This window comes from Herbaspirillum sp. SJZ106, assembly GCF_006715495.1.
Lineage (GTDB): Bacteria > Pseudomonadota > Gammaproteobacteria > Burkholderiales > Burkholderiaceae_D > Herbaspirillum.
On record NZ_VFNI01000007.1, the window covers coordinates 34226 to 55933 of the forward strand.

22 protein-coding genes are annotated in these 21708 nt (G+C 55.7%); 3 read left to right on the forward strand and 19 right to left on the reverse strand.

The features are described 5' to 3' along the window. Positions 1-25: 25 nt before the first annotated feature. Positions 26-562, reverse strand: coding sequence for a TonB-dependent receptor plug domain-containing protein (locus FB598_RS18640; RefSeq protein ID WP_183405894.1), 537 nt, complete (start codon positions 560-562; stop codon positions 26-28). Positions 563-1028: 466 nt separating this feature from the next. Here FB598_RS18640 and FB598_RS18645 point away from each other — a divergent pair, with 466 nt between their 5' ends. Then, a complete protein-coding gene (locus FB598_RS18645; RefSeq protein ID WP_141917549.1) occupies positions 1029-1958 on the forward strand; it encodes a DMT family transporter in 930 nt (309 codons plus the stop codon). Further along, a complete protein-coding gene (locus FB598_RS18650) occupies positions 1955-3265 on the forward strand; it encodes a DUF2863 family protein (protein WP_141917552.1) in 1311 nt (436 codons plus the stop codon). Before FB598_RS18645 ends, FB598_RS18650 begins: the two co-directional genes overlap by 4 nt. 26 nt (positions 3266-3291) lie before the next feature. Here the strand turns inward: FB598_RS18650 and FB598_RS18655 are convergent, their stop codons facing one another. The 4 genes from FB598_RS18655 to FB598_RS18670 all read right to left on the reverse strand — a co-directional run bounded on the left by FB598_RS18655 (position 3292) and on the right by FB598_RS18670 (position 7600). Further along, entirely contained in the window at positions 3292-3621 is a 330-nt protein-coding gene (locus FB598_RS18655) for a hypothetical protein (protein ID WP_141917554.1), read from the reverse strand. A 200-nt stretch (positions 3622-3821) separates the two neighbouring features. After that, a complete protein-coding gene (locus tag FB598_RS18660; RefSeq protein ID WP_141917557.1) occupies positions 3822-5354 on the reverse strand; it encodes an aldehyde dehydrogenase family protein in 1533 nt (510 codons plus the stop codon). 19 nt (positions 5355-5373) lie between these two features. Then, positions 5374-6411: a DUF1338 domain-containing protein gene (locus FB598_RS18665; protein WP_183405899.1), complete on the reverse strand. Its 1038-nt coding sequence runs from the start codon at positions 6409-6411 to the stop codon at positions 5374-5376. A 7-nt stretch (positions 6412-6418) separates the two neighbouring features. Further along, positions 6419-7600 (reverse strand): saccharopine dehydrogenase C-terminal domain-containing protein, encoded by a 1182-nt coding sequence (locus FB598_RS18670; RefSeq protein WP_141917561.1) that lies wholly within the window; start codon positions 7598-7600, stop codon positions 6419-6421. A gap of 395 nt (positions 7601-7995) precedes the next feature. On the opposite strand from FB598_RS18670, the gene FB598_RS18675 reads away from it, so the two are divergent. Next, positions 7996-8838: a transporter substrate-binding domain-containing protein gene (locus tag FB598_RS18675; protein ID WP_141917563.1), complete on the forward strand. Its 843-nt coding sequence runs from the start codon at positions 7996-7998 to the stop codon at positions 8836-8838. A 61-nt stretch (positions 8839-8899) separates the two neighbouring features. On the opposite strand, the gene FB598_RS18680 is transcribed toward FB598_RS18675, so the two are convergent. The 14 genes from FB598_RS18680 to istA form a co-directional block, all read right to left on the reverse strand. Next, positions 8900-10033, reverse strand: a complete 1134-nt coding sequence (locus FB598_RS18680; RefSeq protein WP_141917565.1) for a hypothetical protein — start codon at positions 10031-10033, stop codon at positions 8900-8902. 67 nt (positions 10034-10100) lie between these two features. Then, positions 10101-10856, reverse strand: a complete 756-nt coding sequence (locus FB598_RS18685; RefSeq protein WP_141917567.1) for an outer membrane lipoprotein-sorting protein — start codon at positions 10854-10856, stop codon at positions 10101-10103. After that, positions 10853-12073 carry an ABC transporter permease gene (locus FB598_RS18690; RefSeq protein WP_141917569.1) on the reverse strand — a complete coding sequence of 407 codons (1221 nt, stop codon included), beginning with the start codon at positions 12071-12073 and terminating at the stop codon, positions 10853-10855. The genes FB598_RS18685 and FB598_RS18690 overlap by 4 nt, the downstream gene beginning before the upstream one ends. A 4-nt stretch (positions 12074-12077) precedes the next feature. Further along, the gene (locus FB598_RS18695) at positions 12078-12734 is read right to left on the reverse strand and encodes an ABC transporter ATP-binding protein (RefSeq protein ID WP_221292531.1); all 657 of its coding nucleotides are present in this window, start codon (positions 12732-12734) and stop codon (positions 12078-12080) included. Continuing rightward, entirely contained in the window at positions 12731-13429 is a 699-nt protein-coding gene (locus FB598_RS18700; RefSeq protein ID WP_141917572.1) for a tetratricopeptide repeat protein, read from the reverse strand. Before FB598_RS18700 ends, FB598_RS18695 begins: the two co-directional genes overlap by 4 nt. A gap of 24 nt (positions 13430-13453) precedes the next feature. Beyond that, the gene (locus tag FB598_RS18705) at positions 13454-14761 is read right to left on the reverse strand and encodes a GNAT family N-acetyltransferase (protein ID WP_141917575.1); all 1308 of its coding nucleotides are present in this window, start codon (positions 14759-14761) and stop codon (positions 13454-13456) included. Beyond that, on the reverse strand, positions 14748-15596 hold the full coding sequence (locus FB598_RS18710; protein WP_141917577.1) for a carbohydrate kinase family protein: 849 nt from the start codon (positions 15594-15596) through the stop codon (positions 14748-14750). Before FB598_RS18710 ends, FB598_RS18705 begins: the two co-directional genes overlap by 14 nt. Positions 15597-15624: 28 nt before the next feature. Further along, entirely contained in the window at positions 15625-16575 is a 951-nt protein-coding gene (locus tag FB598_RS18715; protein WP_141917580.1) for a hypothetical protein, read from the reverse strand. Beyond that, positions 16572-17783: a beta-ketoacyl synthase N-terminal-like domain-containing protein gene (locus FB598_RS18720; RefSeq protein ID WP_141917582.1), complete on the reverse strand. Its 1212-nt coding sequence runs from the start codon at positions 17781-17783 to the stop codon at positions 16572-16574. The genes FB598_RS18715 and FB598_RS18720 overlap by 4 nt, the downstream gene beginning before the upstream one ends. Positions 17784-17795: 12 nt before the next feature. Then, positions 17796-18284, reverse strand: coding sequence for a 3-hydroxyacyl-ACP dehydratase FabZ family protein (locus tag FB598_RS18725; RefSeq protein ID WP_141917585.1), 489 nt, complete (start codon positions 18282-18284; stop codon positions 17796-17798). A 14-nt stretch (positions 18285-18298) separates the two neighbouring features. Further along, the gene (locus FB598_RS18730) at positions 18299-18547 is read right to left on the reverse strand and encodes an acyl carrier protein (protein ID WP_141917587.1); all 249 of its coding nucleotides are present in this window, start codon (positions 18545-18547) and stop codon (positions 18299-18301) included. 18 nt (positions 18548-18565) lie between these two features. After that, the gene (locus tag FB598_RS18735) at positions 18566-18904 is read right to left on the reverse strand and encodes an SDR family oxidoreductase (RefSeq protein ID WP_141917590.1); all 339 of its coding nucleotides are present in this window, start codon (positions 18902-18904) and stop codon (positions 18566-18568) included. Between the two features lie 157 nt (positions 18905-19061). Continuing rightward, a complete protein-coding gene (gene istB / locus FB598_RS18740; RefSeq protein ID WP_141917593.1) occupies positions 19062-19814 on the reverse strand; it encodes an IS21-like element helper ATPase IstB in 753 nt (250 codons plus the stop codon). A 2-nt stretch (positions 19815-19816) separates the two neighbouring features. Beyond that, the gene (gene istA / locus FB598_RS18745) at positions 19817-21349 is read right to left on the reverse strand and encodes an IS21 family transposase (RefSeq protein WP_183405893.1); all 1533 of its coding nucleotides are present in this window, start codon (positions 21347-21349) and stop codon (positions 19817-19819) included. Positions 21350-21708: the final 359 nt, after the last annotated feature.

Sequence of the window (21708 nt, forward strand, 5' to 3'; positions counted from 1 at the left end):
CCGCCTGTGCTTTTGCCCGTGCCGATCAGGTCGCGCGCCCCAGTGTGGTGACGCTGACCACCCCGGCCAGGCTATCGGCGCCGTATTGGGTTGAATTGGCGCCGCGCAAAATTTCGATCTTGCGGAAGCTGTCGATCTCCCAATAGTCGCCGCGCCCGGTCTGAAATGCGGGCCCGAATGAAAAACTGTTGGGCAGGCGGATGCCATCCTGCACGATCAGCACCCGGTTGCCTTCAATGCCGCGAATGTTGATGGCTTCATTGCGGGCGCGGCCGGTCGCTGAACGCGTCGCTGAAAAGTTCGAAGGTCGGGTGCGCACCATCACGTCCACCTCGTCCCTGAGTGCGTCCTTGATGTTACGGGCGCTTTTTTCCTGGAGGTCTTCGCGCGTGACGACAGTGACGGTAGCCGCGATGTCATCGGGAACATGGTCGTCATGGACGGTAATATCGTCGAGTCGGCCACGGGTATCCGGGACGCCTTCGCTGCCAGTCGCGCCAGCGGTTAAACACCAGCCCTGGCAACAAGCCAATGCAATGGCCAGGGGGATCTTTCTCAGCATCGGGTCAGCCTTTCTTCTTGAAGGTGTTGGCTGACGTGACGCTGGCGTAACACGAATGGTTGGGAGGAGAGAGCCAGCGCAAGGAGGCGGGTTGGGCCGCTTGCGCCGGCTGGTTTCTTCCATCGCTTCCCTGGCCGGTTGATGCGGCGGGAATAAACGGGAAACGGCCTCGCACAGGAGAATGCTTGGAAACGTGCGACAGCCGAGGCGAATGCATGCTCGTGACTGGATTCGCGCAAACCGGAGCCGCCATTCTTATTGAGAACGATTCCTATGTATGTAGAAGAAATCGGATATTTCCTGGCAGCCGGGCTTCGCTTCATCTGATCACCGTCGCATGGAGGAGCAATGCCAGCGGTTCCGACCGGAAATAAATTCGTCTGCGGTTAAAATGCAAGGCCGATCCACTGGCAGGCATAAGGGTGTGCAGACGTTCTAAGCCTCGCCGCCAACCACAACGAACAACATGAGCTATACCCCGAGCCGGGCCATGGGCTACGGCTGCCTGATGCTGAGTATGTCGATGGTCGGCGCCTATGTCGCGCTGACCAAACCGCTGGCGGCGGCGCTGCCGATCTTTTTGCTCGCATGGCTGCGTTTCGGCATCGGCGCCGTCGCCATGCTGCGCTGGATGAAGAAGCCCGCGGATGAAAAGCCGTTGTCGCCACAGTCGCGCCGGCTGGTGTTCCTGGAGTCCTTCCTCGGCAATTTCCTGTTCACGATCTGCATGATCACCGGCGTGTCGATGACCAGCGCGGTGTCGGCCGGGGTGATCATGTCGGCCATTCCCGCCGCGGTGGCGCTGATGAGCTGGATCTTCCTGAAAGAGAAGATCACGCCGCGCGTGTGGGGAGCGGTGGCCTGCGGGGCGCTGGGCATCGGCATGCTGTCGTTCGCCAAGAGCAGCCACGGCGCCGGCGAGGCTCACGGCCAATATGCCTGGCTGGGCAACCTGCTGGTGTTCGGCGCGGTGCTGTGCGAAGCCTCGTATGCGGTGATCGGCAAGAAGCTGACCGCGGTGCTCACGCCCAAGCGCATCAGCGCCATCATCAACCTGTGGGGCCTGCTGCTGATGACGCCCATGGGGCTCTATACTGCGTTGCGTTTCGATTTTGGCGCCGTATCGGCCAATATCTGGCTGCTGCTGGTGTTCTACGCGCTGGCCGCCAGCGTGTGGACGGTATGGCTGTGGATGACCGGCCTGAAGGTGGTGCCGGCCGGGCGCGCAGGCGTGTTCACCGTGATGCTGCCGGTCAGTGCCGCGCTGGTGGGCGTGGCGGCATTGGGCGAGAGCCTGAGCGCGTTGCAGGGCGCGGCCTTCGCCGTGGCGTTGGCCGGCATGCTGCTGGCGACCTTGCCGGGCGGCGCCCAGACTGAATTTCAGGAAAAACCATGAACAAACCGAACCGCCCGCAAGGCAAGCAGCAAGTTAAACCCAACGGCAAGGCGGCCGCCAAGCCGCAAGGCCCGGCCAGGGACAAGCCCAAGGCCAAGACCCACGTCGCCACCGATGCCTCGCGCCGTCGCCAGCATAATGCCCATGCCGCATCGCAGGTGCTGGACGAGGGCGAGGAGCAGGTCTTGCAACTGGCCGCGCTGGCCGCCGCCGTGGCCGTTGGCGAGCCGGATGCGGCCGGACGCCGCGTGGGCCAGGACGAACTGGAGCGCATGATCCGCAAGTGCCTGCGCCAGCGCGATGACGAAACCTTGTATGAAGCGCTGGAGCACCTGCGCTTTGAAGACAGCCGCGGCCATGCCTTGCTGCGCGCGGTGGCGGAAGAGACCGCCGATATCGTGTTCATGCGCCGCGGCGAGAAGGAAATGGAAATCAACGCCTTCCTGATCCCGTTCCTGGCGCGTACCCAGGGCGGCTTGCAGGCCGGACGCGTGTTTACCGATGGCGATGCCTTCGACACGCTGCGCGCCAGCTTGCAGGAAGCCGGACTGGAGAGCCCGCAAGCCCGCGTGGTGCTGGTGCATCACCTGTACCACCCGGACGAGATCGGCGCGCTGACCTACAGCGATGTCGATGCCATGAACCGCGACGCGTTCGCCTCGCTGACCGACAAGAAGGTGATGAGCGTGCCGGCCATCGAGCGCAGCATGCGCGGCTGGCCGGCCAATGATTTTGCGGCCGACGATGAGGCGCTGGAGCTGCGCTTTTTGCTGGGCTTTGCCCTGAAGGACCTGGACGATCCCTTCTACGCGGTGCCGCAGGACGAGGCCGCCGCCGACGCTTACTTCGAACGGCGCGCCGAACGCTTTCGCACCTGGGCCGACAAGCACACGCCGCTGATGCAGCACTGCCTGACCGGCAAATCCGGCGACGAGGCGCGCTGCCAGCTGCACTTCATGTACCAGGACCTGTTCCACGGCGCCAAGCAGACCGGCAATGCCGAATACGGCACGCTGCAGATGATGTCGGAGCTGGAGCACGGCCTGGCGCAGTCAGGCGCGGCCGCCGCCGATGCCACCGCGATCTTCGCGCTGGCCGATGAAGACGGCGAGAGCGTATTGCAGGTGCAACTGCGCGCGGCCGGGCAAGTGCTGGCGCAAGCGGCGCGGGTGCTGGAAGGCGACCCGCATGAGCAACTGGCCGATGCCGCCGATGCGGTCGCCACGCTGGGCGTGGCGCAATTCAGGCTGGCCGACGGCTTTGCCGCCGATGGCAGCGTGCAGCGCGAGCGCGACTTTCCGGCCTGAGCGCGCGGCCGCGGCCGACTATCAGCTCAATCGAGCAGCGCCTGCAGGCTGAGGCCTTTGGGCTGGCAGCGGAAATACAGGTCGACCTGCATCGGCCGCCAGCCGCGCACCAGTTGCCGCAGGTCGGCATTCATCTGCTGCTTGCCGCAGAAGTCATGGGCTTTTTCCTTGGCGGCGGCGGTCAGCGCGGGTATCGACATGGTGTAGCTCACGCCGGTGGCGGTGACCATGAACATGTCGCGTTGCTCGGATTGCACTTCGCTGAAATTGGCACAGCCGGCCAGCGTGCCGGCGCCGATGCAGGCAGCCAGCCAGCCGCTGGCGCGGCGGCGCCGGGATGGATGTGGTGTGCGCATGAGATTCCCCCTCTTGCTATGCGTAGCGCCGCAGCATTGTTGCCGCAGAGAACGAGACGCAGGAATCACAGCGTAAGCGTGGGCGGGTCGGGGCAGGGGGCTTCTTACCCGGATTTACGCGGATGGCGTTGCTGTTAAAAAAGCGCCGGGATGTTGCAAGGATGCAGTCGTACCGCTGCACTGCCGCCGCCGCGCCGGCCTCACCCGATATCGAACTTCACCCCTTGCGCCAGCGGCAAGGCGCCGCTGTAGTTGATGGTGTTGGTGGCGCGCCGCATGTAGTTCTTCCATGCGTCCGAACCCGACTCGCGGCCGCCGCCGGTTTCCTTCTCGCCTCCGAAGGCGCCGCCGATTTCGGCGCCGCTGGTGCCGATGTTGACGTTGGCCAGCCCGCAGTCGCTGCCCAGCGCCGACATGAACAGCTCCGTCTCGCGCACGTCATTGCTGAAGATGGCGGAAGACAATCCCTGCGGTACCGCGTTGTTCAAACCGATGGCTTCTTCGATGCCGTCGTACTCGACCAGGTAGAGGATGGGCGCGAAGGTCTCGGCATGCATGACCTCGCTCTGGTGCGGCATGAGCACCAGCGCCGGTTGCACATACCAACTGGAAGACGCCGCCTGCGCCGTGCCGACCGGCACGCGTTCACCACCAGTGACCGTGCCGCCTTGCGCCTGCGCGTTGCGCAGCGCGTCTTGCATCGCTTCATAGGCGCGGCGGTCGATCAACGGGCCGACCAGGGTGCCTTCCTGGCGCGGGTCGCCGACGGCCAGGCGCGCATAGACCTGGGACAGGCGCTGATGCAGGCGGTCGGCGATGCTGCGGTGGACGATCAGGCGGCGCAATGTGGTGCAGCGCTGCCCGGCGGTGCCCACCGCGGAAAAGACGATGGCGCGCAGCGCCAGTTCGAGGTCGGCGCTGGGCGTGACGACCATGGCGTTGTTGCCGCCCAGCTCCAGCAGGCTGCGGCCCAGGCGCTGCGCCACGGCGACGGCCACCTTGCGCCCCATGGCGACGCTGCCGGTGGCACTCACCAGCGCCACTTGCGGCGATTGCGACAGCGCTTCGCCTAACGCCGCGCCGCCCAGCAGCAGGCCGCACAGTCCTGGCGGCAATAATCCGGGGTGGCCGCGTTCGAAGCGCGCCGCGGCTTCATCGAAAGCGCGCATCACGGCCAGGGCTGTCAGCGGCGTTTTCTCCGACGGCTTCCAGACCACGCTGTCGCCGCATACCAACGCCAATGCCGCATTCCACGCCCACACCGCGACCGGAAAATTGAACGCGGTAATCACGCCGCATACGCCCAGCGGGTGCCAGGTTTCCATCATGCGGTGGCCGGCGCGTTCGCTGGCGATGGTCAGGCCGTGCAGCTGGCGCGACAGGCCGGTGGCGAAGTCGCAGATGTCGATCATCTCCTGCACCTCGCCGATGCCTTCGGACTTGATCTTGCCGGCTTCCAGCGTCACCAGCGCGCCCAGCGCGGTACGCCGCTCGCGCAAGACCTCGCCCAGCAGGCGCACCAGCTCGCCGCGCAGCGGCGCCGGCGTCTGCCGCCATTGCAAAAAGGCGGCATGGGCTTGCCCGATAGTGCGTTGCGCATCGTCGTCGTTGTGTTCGCGCAGCCGCGCCAGCAGGCTGCCGTCGCAGGGGGAATGGACGGCGAGCGTGCAGTCTGCATGATCGAGCGCAGCGGCGTCGAGGTCGCAGGCGTTGAGGATGTCGGCGCTGGTCATGATGGTTTCCCGGTCGTTGTTACATGCCGCCGCTGGCGGTCATCTTGAAGATGCCTTGCGCATTGCCGCTGTCGAAGCTGAGGTCCAGGCGTTGCACGCCCTGTTCGTCGATGTAACGGTCGCGCGAGATGAATTCGTAGAAAGAACCCGGCACCGCTTTCTGCACCACCGCGCCATGCTTATCGCGCATCGGGCGCAGTACGGTGCAGGCGCGATAGGCGGTCTGGCGCACGCGGCCGTTGCGCGAGACTTCGATCTTGTCTTTCATCGGCCGCCCCAGCGCGCGTTGCCGTTCGGCCACCGCTTCCACGTCCGGCACGCGGTCGGTGGCGTGGTTGAAGACATTGCCCTCGGTGGCGATCCAGGCCATCTCGGCGGACTCCGTGCGCAGCCTTTCATACTCGGCCAGGCTGGGCAGTTCGTGCTGGCGTTCGAAGCATGACAGCAGCACCGGCAGCAAGGCCTGCGCGGCCGCCAACGGCAGTTCGCCGTCGGCTTCCAGCTGCGCCAGCAAGGCCTTGGTATCGTCGCCGAGCGGGTCGCGCGAGGTGCCGATGACGCGGCTGACAATGGCCTGGAACTCCGGCGAAAATCGCTCCGCATGCAATTCGCTGACGAAGAACTGGGCGATTTCTTCGGGCGCATCGGCGTGGCCGTAGGTGCGGCCGGTCATGCCGATGCGTTCCAGCGGGTAGAGGCCGTTCTGCACATAGCCCAGCGGACGCAGGATGCGGGTGATGGCGGTTTCGCCCGGCGGCAGCAGGCCGGTGTTGGCGCCCTGCACCGTGCGCAGCGCGCCGTGGTCGAAGTGCATACGCTCGCCTGCGGCCATGGCGTCGGCGACGTAGGCGGCGGCGTCCGGCACTTCCTGCAGCAGCTTTTCGAACAGCAGCATGTTGAGCGCCTGCGCCAGTTCCAGCCGGCTCACTTCCGCGCGCGCGGGCTTGACGGTACAGGCCGGCACATGCAGCGCGCGCAGCAGGAAATCGATCTGCTGCGAGGCGCGTTGCGTGTGCAACAGGCCGATGAGCTGCGCATCGGCGATGGCGACATCCATGGCGGAATCATGCTGCAAGCGGTCGGCGGCTGGGGTGGTCATGCGGTTCTCCCTGGGATGCGATAGGGGCAGTGTAACTCCGTCGCGCCGGATGTTCAGGCGCCGCTTCGCCCGTATCCTGGCCGGCATAAGCGCGGCCGAAGCGGTTGTCCAGCAGGTCCGGCAAGGCGATCTGCTCCTGGCGGATGAAGCCGCGCTGCGGCAGCCGGCCGGCGGCGAACAGGTCGAGCGCGGCACACACGCCGGCGGCGGTGGTGATCTGGATCGCGCTCTCATGTATGCCATCGGCTTCGCGCGCGAATACCTTGCGGCTGAACACGCGCTGCAGGTATTGGCCGTTGCGGTGGCCGCTGACGGTGACGAACACCAGCACCACATCCTGCATGGTGGCCGGCACGGCATTGCGCAATATGTCTTTCAACAACGCCGGCCGCTCCTTCAGACGCAGCCCTTCCAGCAGGAAGCGCAGCAGGTCGCGGTGGCCGGGGTAGCGCACCGACTTGTAGTCGAGGTTGGCGGCGCGCCCGGCCAGCGTCGCGCACAGCGTGCCCAGGCCGCCCGAGGTGTTGAAGGCCTCGTACTCGACGCCGTCCAGCGAGAAGTGTTCCAGGCCTTCCAGCGGCTGCACTTCCTGCAGGCGGCCGTCGCGGATCGCCTCGCACGGGTGGCAGTACTCGTTGACCAGCCCGTCCACGCTCCAGGTCAGGTTGTACTTGATCTCGTTGGTGGGGAACTCCGGCAGCGCGCCGACCCGCATCTTGATTTCGTCGATGTCGTCGAACGCCTGCGCCAGATGGTGCGCGGCGATGCCGATGAAGCCCGGCGCCAGCCCGCATTGCGGCATGAAGGCGGTATTGGCGTCCTGCGCCAGCTGCATGATGCGGCGCGTGGCCTGCACATCCTCGGTCAGGTCGAAGTAATGCACGCCGGCCGCGCGCGCGGCCTCGGCCACGGTGACGGCCATGTGCCAGGGCAGGGCGTTGATGACGGCGTCGCCGCGCGCCAGCAGGGCCTGCAGGCCGGCGGCATCGCTGAAGTCGGCGCATTCTGTGACGACGCCCAGTTGCGCCAGCGGCGCCAGCGCCGCCGCGTCGCGGTCGGCGGCCAGCACCTCATAGTCGCCGCAGCCGTGCAGGCGGCGTGCGATGGCCAGGCCGATGTGGCCGGCGCCGAGCAATACGATCTTCATGGCGGTTCCTTTTTTCGATGTTCCCTGTAGCGCATTCTAGGCAAGGGTTCATACGATAAAAAGATGAAGATTGATGTTGAAATGGTGGTTTTTAAGACGTTTTGTTCTGTAAGAAGATGCAAAACGTCGAATTATCCGACATCGTCGCGGCCAAGGCCGGGGCCCCGGCTTTGGTCCGGACGACGATCTGCCGGATGTGGATTGTTCCTGCTTTCCCATTGGTTGGGAGGGCGGCGCCGGCGGATCTCCGAAGGATGACGCAACAACAAATTTCATCCGGCAATTGCCCACGCACCCGCCTGCGCCTGGGCTAAAATCGACGGCGCTGTCCGGCTGCTTGCCGGACATATTTTTGACGCGCACAGTCGCCGCCATCCGCCAAACAGGGAGAATCCATGACCAACCGCCGCAGTTTCATCGCCAACGTCGCCGGCCTCGCCGCCGCGTCGTACCTGCCCAATGCCTTCGCGCAAGCCGCCGCGCCGGCTTCCACCGAAGCCACCTTCGCGCGCATCCAGCGCACCAAGACCCTGCGCATCGGTGCGGTGCGCGGCGCGGCGCCGTACTACAACAAGGACCTGGCCAGCGGCGAATGGGGCGGTTTCATGATCGACTTCGCCAAGAGCCTGGCGGCCAGCCTGAACGTCAAGCTGGACATCACCGAAACCACCTGGGGCAACTCGGTGCTGGACCTGCAGACGCGCAAGATCGACATCTTCTTCGGCATGAACCCGACCCCGGCGCGGCGTGAAGTGATCGGCTTTTCCGAGCCGCTGTTCCTGAACGCCTTCACCATCGTCTCCAAGAAGGAATACAAGACCTGGGCCGACCTGAACAAGCCGGAAGTGAAGATCGCCGTGGACATCGGTTCCTCGCACGACCAGATGATCTCGCGCGTGTGCCCCAACGCCACCATCGTGCGCCTGGAAAAGGCCGACGACGCCACCCTGGCGCTGCAGACCGGCCGCGTCGATGCGCAGGTGCTGGTGTGGCTGTTGTCGCTCAACATCCTCAAGAAGAACCCGTCGCTGGGCAAGATGTACGTGCCGCTGCCGCTGGAAGCCACTTCCACCAACATCGGCGTGCCCAAGGAAGACGACAAGGCCTGGGTCGAGGCCATCAACAAGTGGATCGTGGCCGAACGCAATGCCGGCAAGATCAAGCCGACCGTGCTGGGCAACCTGCAGAAGTTCTCCGGCGTGAAGCCGGAAGACGTGCCGCCGCAGATTCCGCTGTAAGGATCTGTTCAAGATTGGTTTGGGGGCCGGCGGATGGTTTTCTGCCGGAACACTTCTTTTTTTAGTAATTTCTTTTGTAGATCAAAAAAAACCGGTTATTGATCTTACTCGCGCCATATTCGCTCAATCGAGCACCGGATAACTTATCAAACCCAAGCCGCAAGCTATCGATCTGGTTGATATCCCAACTGATAGCACACCGGATGTAGTTGCTGGCGTCATCCAGATTCCGAATCCACGTGATCTCGCCTTTTTGTGCCTCAAGCAAGGGAATGTCACCGATACGGATAAATACAGAATTTCTTCGTAACCCAGGTGTACTTAACAAACTTCCTGCCAAACGCGGGTTTCCCGTGTCAGATGTCAAGGTATGAGTAATACCCGCATATTCTTGATTGGAAAAGCCGTTATCGTTGCGCCAATATTCAGTTGTCAACGTGATTCCTCGGTCGGTGGTGTATTGTCTGCCGATGACAATATCGGCAATCCAGCGCTTGGAATCATCCATGGTGCCAGTTACGGTACCGTTGGCGGATAGTACGAGAGACTGGCGGTCACGTCCTTTACGCATGGCAGCCTCGGCGTAGACGATGGTTTTCTCTCCTAATACCGCGGAAAGGTTCACGCCCAGTGCGGGACGATCAGCGTAATAGGCGATCAATGAAACATCCGTGGCGAGTGCATTCCAATTACTGTTTAACTGCAGCATTGCGCGTATGCGCTGGCTGTTCCTGAACGGTGTGGCCAAGAGCGACTGTAGGCTATAGGATGAGCCGAAATAGGACCATCCTGCCATTTCATCTCCTTCTTTTTCGGCCCGGCGATCTTGGTCGGCCAATGTGCGGTCTTCGGTTTTACCTTGGTTAAAGAAATCGGATGGATTTCTGCCAGTGGCTACACCGTTGACAATTTTTCGCTTACCCAGAAAGACAAACGAAACCGGCGAAAATTGATGTTCCCAAAAAAGCTCATCCACATGGATGTTCGTCTCGCTAACGTCGGAATTGATTTGCCACGCCTGCAGAGGACGTAATTGAAGCGTCAGCAGATCGCGCTCAAGTTTCATACGTGACTTGATCAATCCGAGTACTGACAGCCGATCGGCACGCTCGTTGTCGTTGCCTGTGCTATGTAACTGGCGCAGACTGAGATAACCGGAACTCTCAAGCGGAGATGCATCGGTGGTTGCGATCAAGTCAGTGGCCAGAGCGATGTTTGCATACAGACAGAGTAAGGAAAACGCCCAGCGAGGCGTGTATTTTCTAATTTGCTAGCCTCCCTAAATAGGACGGCTGGTAATGCTCGGGCGGCGTATCTTGGATTTTGAAGTTGGAATAGGTCAGCGTTGCCTTCACGGTTGGATTGATGGCATCGACAATTTTGAGAATGGTGGGACGTTGTTGCCCGAGTACGTTTCGATACCCCTCATAGCGAATGGTACGGATCAGTTTTTTGGACAACGAAAAGAAATCCGCCTTCAAGGGACGTAGATCCTTCTGTGTGATCCATAGCTGCACATACTGATAGGGGACGCTGTTTTGCCGTGCGCGCAGTTCAAGTCTTAACGCAGGCAGGTCATCTATGTGCTGTTTTTCAACGAGCTCTACACAATAGTCGAGACTGAAGACGACCCGAGCAACATCGGCATTCGATACCGCACCAGTGAGTTGCTGTTGCGGTGAGATGCGAACCGGGCGATTGGTGCCAGGAATGTAGATCCACATGTTAGGGCCATCCAGAAGCAGCGCCCGGCCACGTTGCCTGATGGGTTGGCGGTACAGAACCAAGCTTTTAGTGCGATTGTGTACTGATACTTCGAATTCGCTTTCGCCCTCCAAGGTGGATGTCAGGGAATTCACCTTTACGGTGAAGACGAAATTCTCCGAAGGAGAACGAATGGCATCAACCTTTTCCAGAATGGATGCTGCATCTACCGTATCGATTTCTTGCGCAAGCACAATCAGCGGTATCGTGGCAAGTAGTGCCGCAGCAGACAAGATAAATTTGATGACATTCATGTGTGGTGTAGTGCTCGGATAATGTCGATACGCGATGCCAACCAGGCCGGATAGAACGATGACAGCATAGACGCCAGAAGTGCCGTGAAAAAGGCGTACAGGAAGGCGAATGAGTTCAGCTTGATGAACGCGGTATAACCCGTGGACATGCCTGGTGGAGCAGGTACCGCGATGCCGCCAGTCAGGTTGATGCCCCATGCCAGAAGCGCGCCCGCCGACAGGCCTAGCAAGCTGCCAATAAGGCCGATCAGCGCACCTTCGCAGACAAACATGTTGACAATGCCTGTCCGTGTCTGGCCGATGGCGCGCAGTGCACCGATTTCATTGAAACGTTCAAAGGCGGACATGCTCATGGTATTGGCGATGCTCAGAAATATCACTATCCCCAATACGATGGAAGCAAGTTTAAAGATACTGGTATAGAGGTTAACTACACCACGATAAAATTCGGCCAATTCGAACCAGGACTTGTATTCAAGAGTCGGATCGCCAGCAATGCTCTGTGCCACCAGTTTTTCAACGGATGGCATCTGATCTGTGTCGTTGGCAAGCACCAAAATTTTCTCTACCTTGGTCGTGTCGAAAAGGCGTTGTAGCAGTGGCAATGGTACTTTCACGTACACGTTGTCATAGTCTTTCGACGCGGTTCTGACGATGCCAACCACGGTGCAATCTAGGGCATTGATCATCCCGCTCAGGGTAGTGGCGAGAATGGTCAAGGTCGTTTTTTCCGTTGCGTTCAATCCCTTCGCCAGCCCTGTGCCGATGACGCAGCCTTCTGGTGTATCGCTATCCAAGTGCGTACCGGCGATGATCGTTTCGAATGCCGAGAAATCCTCTTCCCGCTCGGGGATGATGCCTACCAGACGTGCAGAGAGCGAAGTTTCGCCGGAGCTGATCAAGCCAGAGCCGGTCAGGCGCCAAGTGGTGGTGTTGATTAGCGGTGATTGTCTGATGTCGCGCTCAATATGAGCTGGGTCGGCAATGAGAAAGCTTTCGGACAGGCCTGCGCCTTGATCGAAATAGCCTTTCTTGGCAATCTGTAGATGCCCGAGCTGAGTGCGAATGGTGGTTTCTCTCAAACCTTCGAAAGAGAAGGCAATGAAACCACCGAAAACAATGATCGCGGCGGAGGCCGCAATGATGGACATAAAGGTGAGGGCGGTGCGTCGTTTATTGCGGAAAATATTTCTGAACGCGAGCTGGAAGGTATTCATCGGATCAGCGTTCCATCTTCAAGATGAAGCTGCCGATGGGAAAAAGCTGAACCTTGGGATCGTGGGTGGAAAAAATGAATGCTGTATTCAGCTCTTTATTCAGATCCGACATTAATGCCAGGAGGTCGGCTGCAGTATGACTGTCAAGATTGGCCGTGGGTTCATCCGCCAAGACGAAATCGGGCTCGGCTATTAGCGCACGGGCAATGGCAACGCGTTGTTTTTGGCCGCCAGAGAGTTGATTCGGGCGTTTTTTCATTTGCTGCTGCAATCCCACAGTTGCCAACATCCGTTCGGCACGCTGCTTTCTTTCTCTGCTATCGATACCGCACAAGATCAAGGGATACTCTACGTTCTCCATGGCATTAAGTACCGGAATCAGATTGAAGGATTGGAAAATGAAACCTAAATGATTGCGCCGCAAGGCAGCTTTCTCCGCGTCGTCAAGCGTATCCAGGTTATTGCCCATTACACTGACAGTGCCATCGCTCGGCTTAAGCAGGCAACCCATGATGCTCAACAGTGTCGATTTGCCGCTGCCGGAAGGGCCGGTAATGGAAATAATTTCTCCTGGTTCGGCACTGAACTCCAGATGGTGTAGCGCATGGGTCACCTGGTCGCCAATGTGATAGCGATGTGAGACATCCGTGAGCTTGATCATTTCATCGCTTTGTCTGCTTGCTGCGCCCAATCCGACTGTGGCGAGGCCTTTTTCGCTTGTGTATAGAAAGTCTCGGCCGCGCTCTTCCGTTTCTGTTCTTCTGCTATTTTCCCCAGTTTGTAATAGGCCTCGGCCAGCCTGTTGGGATCGACCTGTGCTCCTGATTCGGCTTCGTTGGTGAAGAAGAGATAATCGTTCTCGGCCGTAGTTTTGCGCGAAAACATGGCGGGCAGGTTGTAGGAAACACTGCCGCGGATAAAGCGCACGGTTAAGTTGCTCGGATCTTTCTTGACCGCTTTATCAAGTGCCGCCAGCCCTTTATTTACATTGCTGACCTTATTGACGACAAAGCTGCTATCGCGACCTGCCATGGCATAGGCACTACCCAGATAGGCCAGCATCTCAGCATTGTCTGGCTCTAGTTCGGTGGCTTTTTTCAGATAACCTACTGCATTATCGCTAGCCCCAGCGACCTTCATACTGGCAAGTTGATGGCTTGCGATGCCTGCAGTCTTTAACCACTCTACGTCATTTTCATGCGTCAATAAGTGTGATTTGGCATTGTGTAGGATGGTGTCGAGTTTATGTCTATCGGTGACTCCATTGGGGATCTCTTGTGCCGTCGTGCAGGTGATGGGAGTGAGTGTAGTAATCAAGATCATCGCCACTTTGACGGGATATTGATAAATATTCATATTGTTCAGTGATGAGTGATTGAGTTAAAGCATTGTCTGAATTTGTTGCAAACTGAAACGCCAAGGCCAATGAGATGATGGTTTGAACAACCACCATAAAGCGATGCGCTTATACCAGCGCTCCGCAAGATATTTATTAATAAATTCAGAAAATTGATATTTATCCAAATTGGATTCATTTCGATAAACAATAAGTCTAGAAAAATTAAGGAAGACGGGGTGGCAAATATGATTTTCTGACATATAGGCATGGTGTTTCTTGGAACGCTCAAACAGTATTTCGAAACCTAATTTGAGGTAAGTTGGCAACCGGGACGCGAAGCTCTCGGCAACAACAAACGATATGTCTTTGCTGAGAGCTAGTTCGGCGAAGCATTTAAATAATCCGTTTAATACATCTGGTCGGTCTCGATAAATAGGATCAACAGCTAATCGCCCTACATAAAGTATTTTTCCAATACGACGTAAAGGATCAAAAGAGACTTGCATATCTTTTTCCATTGAAAAAGAGGACTTTCTCCTATCTACGATGCAACGAATGCAACCAATAATTTTCTTTTTATGTTCGGCTATGAATATATGTGAGGCTTTTCCTAGTTGACGCTCATGTTTAGCGAGGTCGTCAGCGATTTCTCTTTCTGTTTTTCCACTTCCATCATCAATCGAATGATGGGTTTGTTGTGCATAAAAATGACAGAATCGGTTGAAATCAGCGGAATGAGTAGTGACTCTACGAAACGATAGATCACCCATTACAAAATGTTGTTGCAGTTCGTTTCTTTTACCGAACCAAACGAAATTAAAGAAAATCGTAAGTAAGCCGCAGCCAATACAAAGGAGATAGGGGATAATCAAGAAGGAGACATGTGGCATTAACAATGTGCTCGCCAGCAATGAAGAGGTGTAAACGACACACCAGAGAGTAGAAATGGCGTAATGTAGTTGTCTTATTCCTCTGCCCTTGGAATAGAAAGCCGTGAAGGGCATTCTCCATAGAAGTAATAAACCGCTAAGTAGACTTAGCCACGCGAAAATAATAAACCCGGCGTATCCTTCATATTGTTCGGTGAAATAGTCGAGGGCAGTTAATCCAACATACAGTCCTAACATAGAAACCGAGATCGGGGATTTGATCTGAAAATGGAGTTCGGCAGTAATAAGGACTGCATATAGCAGTGCGCATAACATATAGGCGACGGAATGTTGGACAAACATTACGAGGCCCAAGCACACAATCATGTTTGCGAGGGAAAAAAATACAAAGAGGACGGGGAATAATTTTTCCACATCGTCTCTAGGTGTCGGTTCGCAAGCTGCACTATTGAACTTCATTTGCACTTTGCCTTGACTGAAGTTGAGTAATACAGTGGCCAATGAAAGTACGAGGGCTATCGGATTCGATTAGTTTGGTCAATGGAGTGATCGAATCCAGATAGGCCTGAGTTAGACGATCAATCAGCGTCTGCGGTGCTTCTGTAGATGACGAAGTTAAAAAATGGCCTGCTAATGAACCAACAAGTAGGTCACCACAACCAACATCGGTACGAGTCACCATAGGTTTTGGCGGAGGGAGTTCTCGGCGCTGATTTCCAGCTATGATGGTGACGCCTTGTGAGCCGCGTTTTATGATCAATGCTTTGTCATTACCACCAAATGACACTCCCGATCGCACTGAGAGTGGTAGCGCTTTGTATTCGGTTTCGGTAATGGTGACAACATGTGCTTTTTGCAGACAAGCGTTGAGCGATTTTTCTCTTATTCGTAGCCATTCAATGTGCGCATCCATAAAAATTAAAGATGGCGTACATGCAGTCAGTAAAGTTTGATACCAATCGGGATCGCCATTGGCGAGGATAAGCGCATGCCCACTCATGTTGTAATTCTTCGGGGGCATAGCGCGCCAAAGACTCGGATTATCAGATAAGGTGCCTTTCCCCGTCGCGCCAAGTATTGCTGGGCCGCTCCAGGTGATCATTGAGCGTGGTAACTTTGTTCTCAGCGGAATACATTCATCATCAATAGAAATGGCGATAGCATTGTCGACATCGGTAAGATCTCTCCCGACTGCGGTTAGCAACGCGGTGCTGATACCGGCATAACGTACGCCAAGTGCCGCATAAATAGCCGGTCCACCGATAGTTGTGGTATTGCCTGCGATCATTTTCATAGATAGGCCAGCAACTATCGCAGGTGATTTAGGATTGACTATTACGCTGCGTAAATCCGAGGACATAATTTCCTTTTCCAGGCAGTCGATAATTCAAAACAGCCTTGGATGCCGCACTCATAAAGAGATGATGCAAGGCATAGGGGACAAGAGGAGAGGTGAACAGCGTAGCGCTGCTTTTAATTTCTATTTTAAGTATCGCGGCATCTGTCCAGTCTTCTGGCAATGTATACGCGGTGCCTTCAGCTAAGTTGCCACAAAACGCCAATTGCCAATCATTCTCCGAGTTCGGAACTCTAGCTAACATCAATCCAGCGGCGCCGTCTAACCATGGGCGTTGATCATCCAATGCCGCTAGCGCATTGCATTGAACCGGGCAAATTTCCTCGGCGCCAATGATTAGAAAGTAATCCGAACGTTGATGTATGAACGACAAATGGGCATACTCAATTGCCGCACAGACGCCGAATGCTCCATCCTGAAAGGAGATGGCGGCAGCATGCGTGTCAAGAGTTGCCGAGATCTGGGTAGTGATAGAGCTGGGAATTGAGCTAGGCAGCAATAGGGTATCGGTTTTATCCCAGCCTTTAATCAGTCCAACGGTTTCGAATTCCCATGCTATCGGAGTAATGGCCGAGTTTGACGCAACAGCCATGCCAACACGATTACCGTGATAGTTTTCTTTGTCAGAAACAGTTTCAAGTAATTGCTTACCCAATAATGCCGCGAACACTGTTCCCTTGGCAGCAGAACGTGCACGCGCCACGCCGCTGCTGCGCATTACGGACAATGGAATGTCGGTTGAGCAGGTAGTCGTTGCAATGTCTTTAATTCGATAGTCGCCAGTGTCACTGAAATCGATGGGATTTTCCAAGTCAGCCCACTTGGAATGGGAGGCAACACGTACGGAGTGATCTTGTTTATGGATCCAACCAATGGCTCGAACATAAGGTCCGTTGTCAAGAGTATTGATGCTCATTGAAATCCCTTGGGTGGCAATATCGTCATAGCGGCATTTATTCCTCCGAACCCAAGTGCCGTAACAAGTATTGGGCCTGATGTAATAGGATGAGGAGTATTTAGTGTCAGATGAAGATTGTCATATTCAGGATCATGAGTACCAACTATATGGGGTAAGATTTTCTGACGGATCGCCTCACAAGCGGCCAGTACATTGAATGCACCCGAGGCACCCATAGTGTGTCCCAGTGAACCCTTGGTAGACGTGCATAATGGGGATCTATTTCCAAAGACAATCTGCGCAGCAGAAGCTTCGGTTTTGTCGTTCTGGCGAGTACCCGTGCCGTGCCAGAAGATTCCATGAATATCGGACGGCTGCAATTGCGCTTGTTGTAACGCGCTTTGTATGACGATAGCGATGCCGCTGGAATTAGGTTCAACCATATGGGTGGCATCACAGAATATAGAGGTTCCGGCGATCAACCCATATACGTCTTGTTCTGGAAGTAGATTTTCCCTGGATAAAAACATAGCAACCGCACCTTCACCCACGGTGGTGCCATCACGTTGCTTGTCATAAGGGCGGCAGCCCTGTTGCGACATAGCGCCGATATTATTGAATCCAACCGATGCCACGCGTGAGAGAGTGTCGATGGCAACAACAAGAACCGCATCGCAAAGATTGGCGTTTATGCGGTCTGAAGCATAAGAGATTGCTACCAGCGAAGAGGCGCAAGCAGCAGATATGGTAACGCCAGGAAGTTCTCTGCCTAGACTTGTATTTATCTCCTTAATTAAATTGTCTTCCACAATACCTTTCCATGTTGATGAATCAATCATGGACATCTCACCACCAGCGCAATGTACGTTCGCTATTTCGGAAAGGGGTCCTGGGTTGCCATGCGAAGTTGCAACTAGTAATGACAGTGTGGCGGAGGGGTGTGTGGTCAGAAATTGGTCAATAGTTGCCCGCATTTGTTGGCCCACGATGCGCGCGAGTATATCGGTGCGCTGAGAAAAAGGTGGTTGCTCGTCCAACCCGGGGAAATTCAAAATAGCGGACAGAGGAGGGCTATCGGGCCAGCCAGGAATGATTGCGGAACCTTGTGAAAATATTCGCCGACCGGCCAGCAATGCTTCCCAACATTCAGCCCAAGTGTTACCTATATTGGCAATGGCACAGCATTGCTGTGAAATGGCAATTGATTGCTGATAATTTTTAATCAATGGAATCTCCGTTTAGGCAGAGATTGATATGGTTGGTTTATTTATAATTGCACCGATACCAGAAACTCGACACACAAGGCGATTTCCGGCACGTACGACCCCTTCATAAATGGTTTTATCAGCAATCTGATCGCTGACGGTAACTTCGGCGGTGATGGTCTCTCCTATAAAGGCTGGAGAAATGAACTCTCCTTTGCAGCGCCCCAGAACGGCTGTGTTTTCTCGCTTGTTTTTTTCAGCAGTTCCACCACTCAACACGCTATGCAACATTGTCGCTTGGCCAACCAATTCGATATAAAGAACACCCGGCATAATTGAGGGGCCGTTGGCGAGATGTGCTGCCATCATAGGGTCTGAGCCAGATATTGATTTTTGAACAGTGATATTTCGGTTATCCCAAGCAATCACTCGATCGAGCAATAACCAAGGTGAGCGATACGGCACTAATCTGACGATTTGGTGATAGTCCAGCTGTTGTGGAAAGAGAGCTTCAGCAGTCATATAGAAATCCCAACTTAGTCTTTAACCTTGAGCAGTTCTTTTACTATTGCCTTGAGTTGGTCTCCTGTACATACATCGGGCATACGTTCATCAGGGATTCTCACGTCGTAACGTTTCTGTATCTCTACGACTAAAGCTACGGCACCCAGTGAATCCATGTCATAAGCCTCATAAAAGTTAGCGGCCATCGAGAATTCGTTAATTTCACGATCCAAAGCGATTTCCATGATTTCTTTTATTTCACTGTCCTGAATTTCTATCACGTTGGTTTTCCTTCGTTGTCAAAGAGCCGTCATACCGCCGTCAACCTGAATAACTTGGCCGGTGATATGTCGGCCATCCTCACCTAACAAAAAAACCACCATTCCGGCCACGTCTGTTGGCTGCCCAAATTGACGCAAAGGGGTATTCTTGAGCAGGCGCTCTATCGCTGGCATGGGAGTATTCCTAACCATGTTGCTTTCTATTGCACCGGGGGAAACCACATTGCATGTGACGCCAAATCTTCCGAGTTCGACCGCAATTACCCGGCACATGGATTCAATCCCTCCTTTGGCGGCCGCATAGCTCAGTTGACCGGGATTACCCTTGATGGCAGATACCGAACCAATGAGTACGATGCGTGCATATTTCGGTCACTACTGGACACCTGGTTCAGTCTGAACTGGACACTCAGATCGGAACCAGGTGGACACTGTGACGGAAGTCTGGACAAGCAGCCGGCAACACAAGCATTGAAACGGCCACATGGACAGTTCTTCGGCAACGTGGACTTATTTAGACTTCAGCAAGTGACTTCTTGCCGCGCAGTTTTCTCATTGACTCTCCTTTCAGCTGGATCTTGTAAGCCTGATGGACAACACGGTCCAAGACCGCATCCGCTATTGTCGGGTCCGGGAAGAAACCATGCCAATTTTCCACTGGATACTGGCTGGTAATGAGTACTGATCCCGTACGTGAACGCCTGTCGACCACATCCAGCAGCACTTGCGCTGCTGCGGGCGTCATCTCTCCCATTCCGAAGTCATCCAAGATGAGGAGTGCCGGCTTATAGAGTTGATCCTTAAGTGAAAAGAGAGAGCCATCGAGCTGGGCTTCGGTCACCGCGGTGTACAGATCTGATACACGACGGAAAGCCACTGACATCGCCAACCGGCACGCCTGCTGTCCAAAAGCCGAGCCAAGCCATGTCTTTCCGACGCCTGTGGCGCCGAGAATGATCAGATTCTGATGCCGAGAGATCCAGCTGCAAGTCGACAGGGCGGCAACAAGTGTTTTATCAAGTCCGCGGGCTGTACGTCCGTCCAGATCTTCTAGAGAAGCAGCTTCCGGGAAGTTAGCGATCTTGATCAACCGATTTAGCTTGCGTGATTTCCTTGATGCGGTCTCGGCCTCAAGGAGCATTCCCAGGCGATCATCGAAGGCAATGTTCTGCAGTTTGGGTTGCTGGCTTTGGAGTTCATATGCCTCGGCCATAGCTTGGAGCTTCAATTCGCGGAGCTGGATGGTGTTCTGTGGTTGGCTACTCATGTTTATTCTCCGAAGTATTCAGGCCCGCGCACGTTGCCATGAGTGGGACGTGGCTCACTGTTTTGGGGCTTGGCAGGACGTAAATCGGCGTTCGTCTTGAAAATCGACTCAACATTGCGAAGGCTCGTGATGTTCGATTTCAATGCATAAGTACAAACGGCCTCGAAGCGTTCATCTCCGTATGTTCGTGCCAGGCTTCTCATCCGCTGAGCGGCGCGAAGTCCGTTCGTCGGATCCCGTCGATCATGGAGGTGATAGGCAATCATCTTGTTAGCACTAGGACCAATACCTTCCGCCCAGCGAATTAGGTCTGCTGGTTCAGACTCAGTGACAGCTATATGCGAAAGTGGCCTGTGCTCCCGTTCGGTCACCGTGGCACCTTGCTTAGCCTGAACGAGGTGCATTGCGATGCGACGGCCGGCCAGGAAGATTTCAAGGATGGTCTGTGTGAATCTCAGGTCAACGCGATTTCCCGCGAGGTAATAAGGAACGGAGTAAAAAGCACCTTGGTGCTCGACGTGGTAATCCTGGCCAATTCGGACCTGATATTTCCAGTCGCACAGCTCAAACGGGCGCTCCGGCAATGGGCGCAGTTTTTCCCTCTCCGTATCTTCCATCCATTGATGCCGGCATCCATCCAGTTTCTTAAAGCGATGATGGTTGAGCTTTTCGCTCAGGGCATAAAGCTCAGTATTCAGCTCGTCGAAACTAAAGAACTTTCGGTTCCGCAGCCGGAAGAAAAGGCGCTGAGCGATCTGGACACCAACTTCAGCCTTCGGCTTGTCCTTTGGTTTGCGACTCCTGGTCGGCCGGGCAGCGGTACCGTAGTGGGCGAGGCAGTCCCTGTAGCTTGGATTGACGACGATACGATCACGCTCCCTTCTCCACACCGCGGCTTTTAGGTTGTCGCTGACAACCCAAGCTGGGGCACCACCCATGTATTCAAAACATTTAATGTGGCAGTCCACCCAATCAGCCGTTTTTTGACTAGGTACCGCATAGATAAACGTGTAATTGGAATAGCCAAGAACGCCAATAAAGATCTGCGCCTCTTCGATGGCGCCAGTTTCGGCATCGTGGACATCGATCGTTCGACCAGCGAAATCAACAAACAGCTTATCGCCCGGAAGATGGACGCGCCGCATGACGATATGTAATTTCTTGATGTACTTGCGATACCCCGAGGTGAACTGCGTGTAGCCAATACCGGTGGGCTCGGATTCGCGCCATTCCTGCCAGATATGCTCCAGGGTGGCGTCTTCTGCCTGCATCTCTTGATGCACCCATTCCCAATTTGGTGCCGGCTTCGGGGCGGCAACGCTACGGTCGTGAGTACCAATCAGGGTGCGCCACTGAGCATCATCGAGATCTTGGATGTCACTCCAATTAAGTGTTGTTGCTCTCAGTTTATTGCGCAAGACACCCACAGTCGTGGGAGAAATGCCAACAGTGTCGGCGATGGTTCTATCTGAGCTAGATAGCTCATAGAAGTGCAGCCGCGCTATTTCACGCTGCAAATAGATTTCTAGCCTCATAGGCATCTTCCAAGCAGCGCAGGAGTCGCGCCGCAAAAGGGTGTGCATTCCCCTTACGCTCTCCTTGACAGGAAAGACGTTGCAGCCGATACTCCTCCGCGAGATCTGAGATCTTTTCGGTTACGGCCGACGATAAAGCCCGAGTCTGGTCACTCGGGCTTTTCGCTTTTTTAGGGGGGATTTTTGTTCTTAGTTACGGACTAGGTGAGAATCTCCTCAAATTGATGGCTGCGATGCCAAACATCGCCCACAGCAGCATTAAATTGCTGTCCACGTTGCCGAAACGCCGTCCATTTTGCCGAAACGGTGCTGTTGGAGAGCATCCAAACAATCGGTGGCTCATCCTACGCAGAACATGT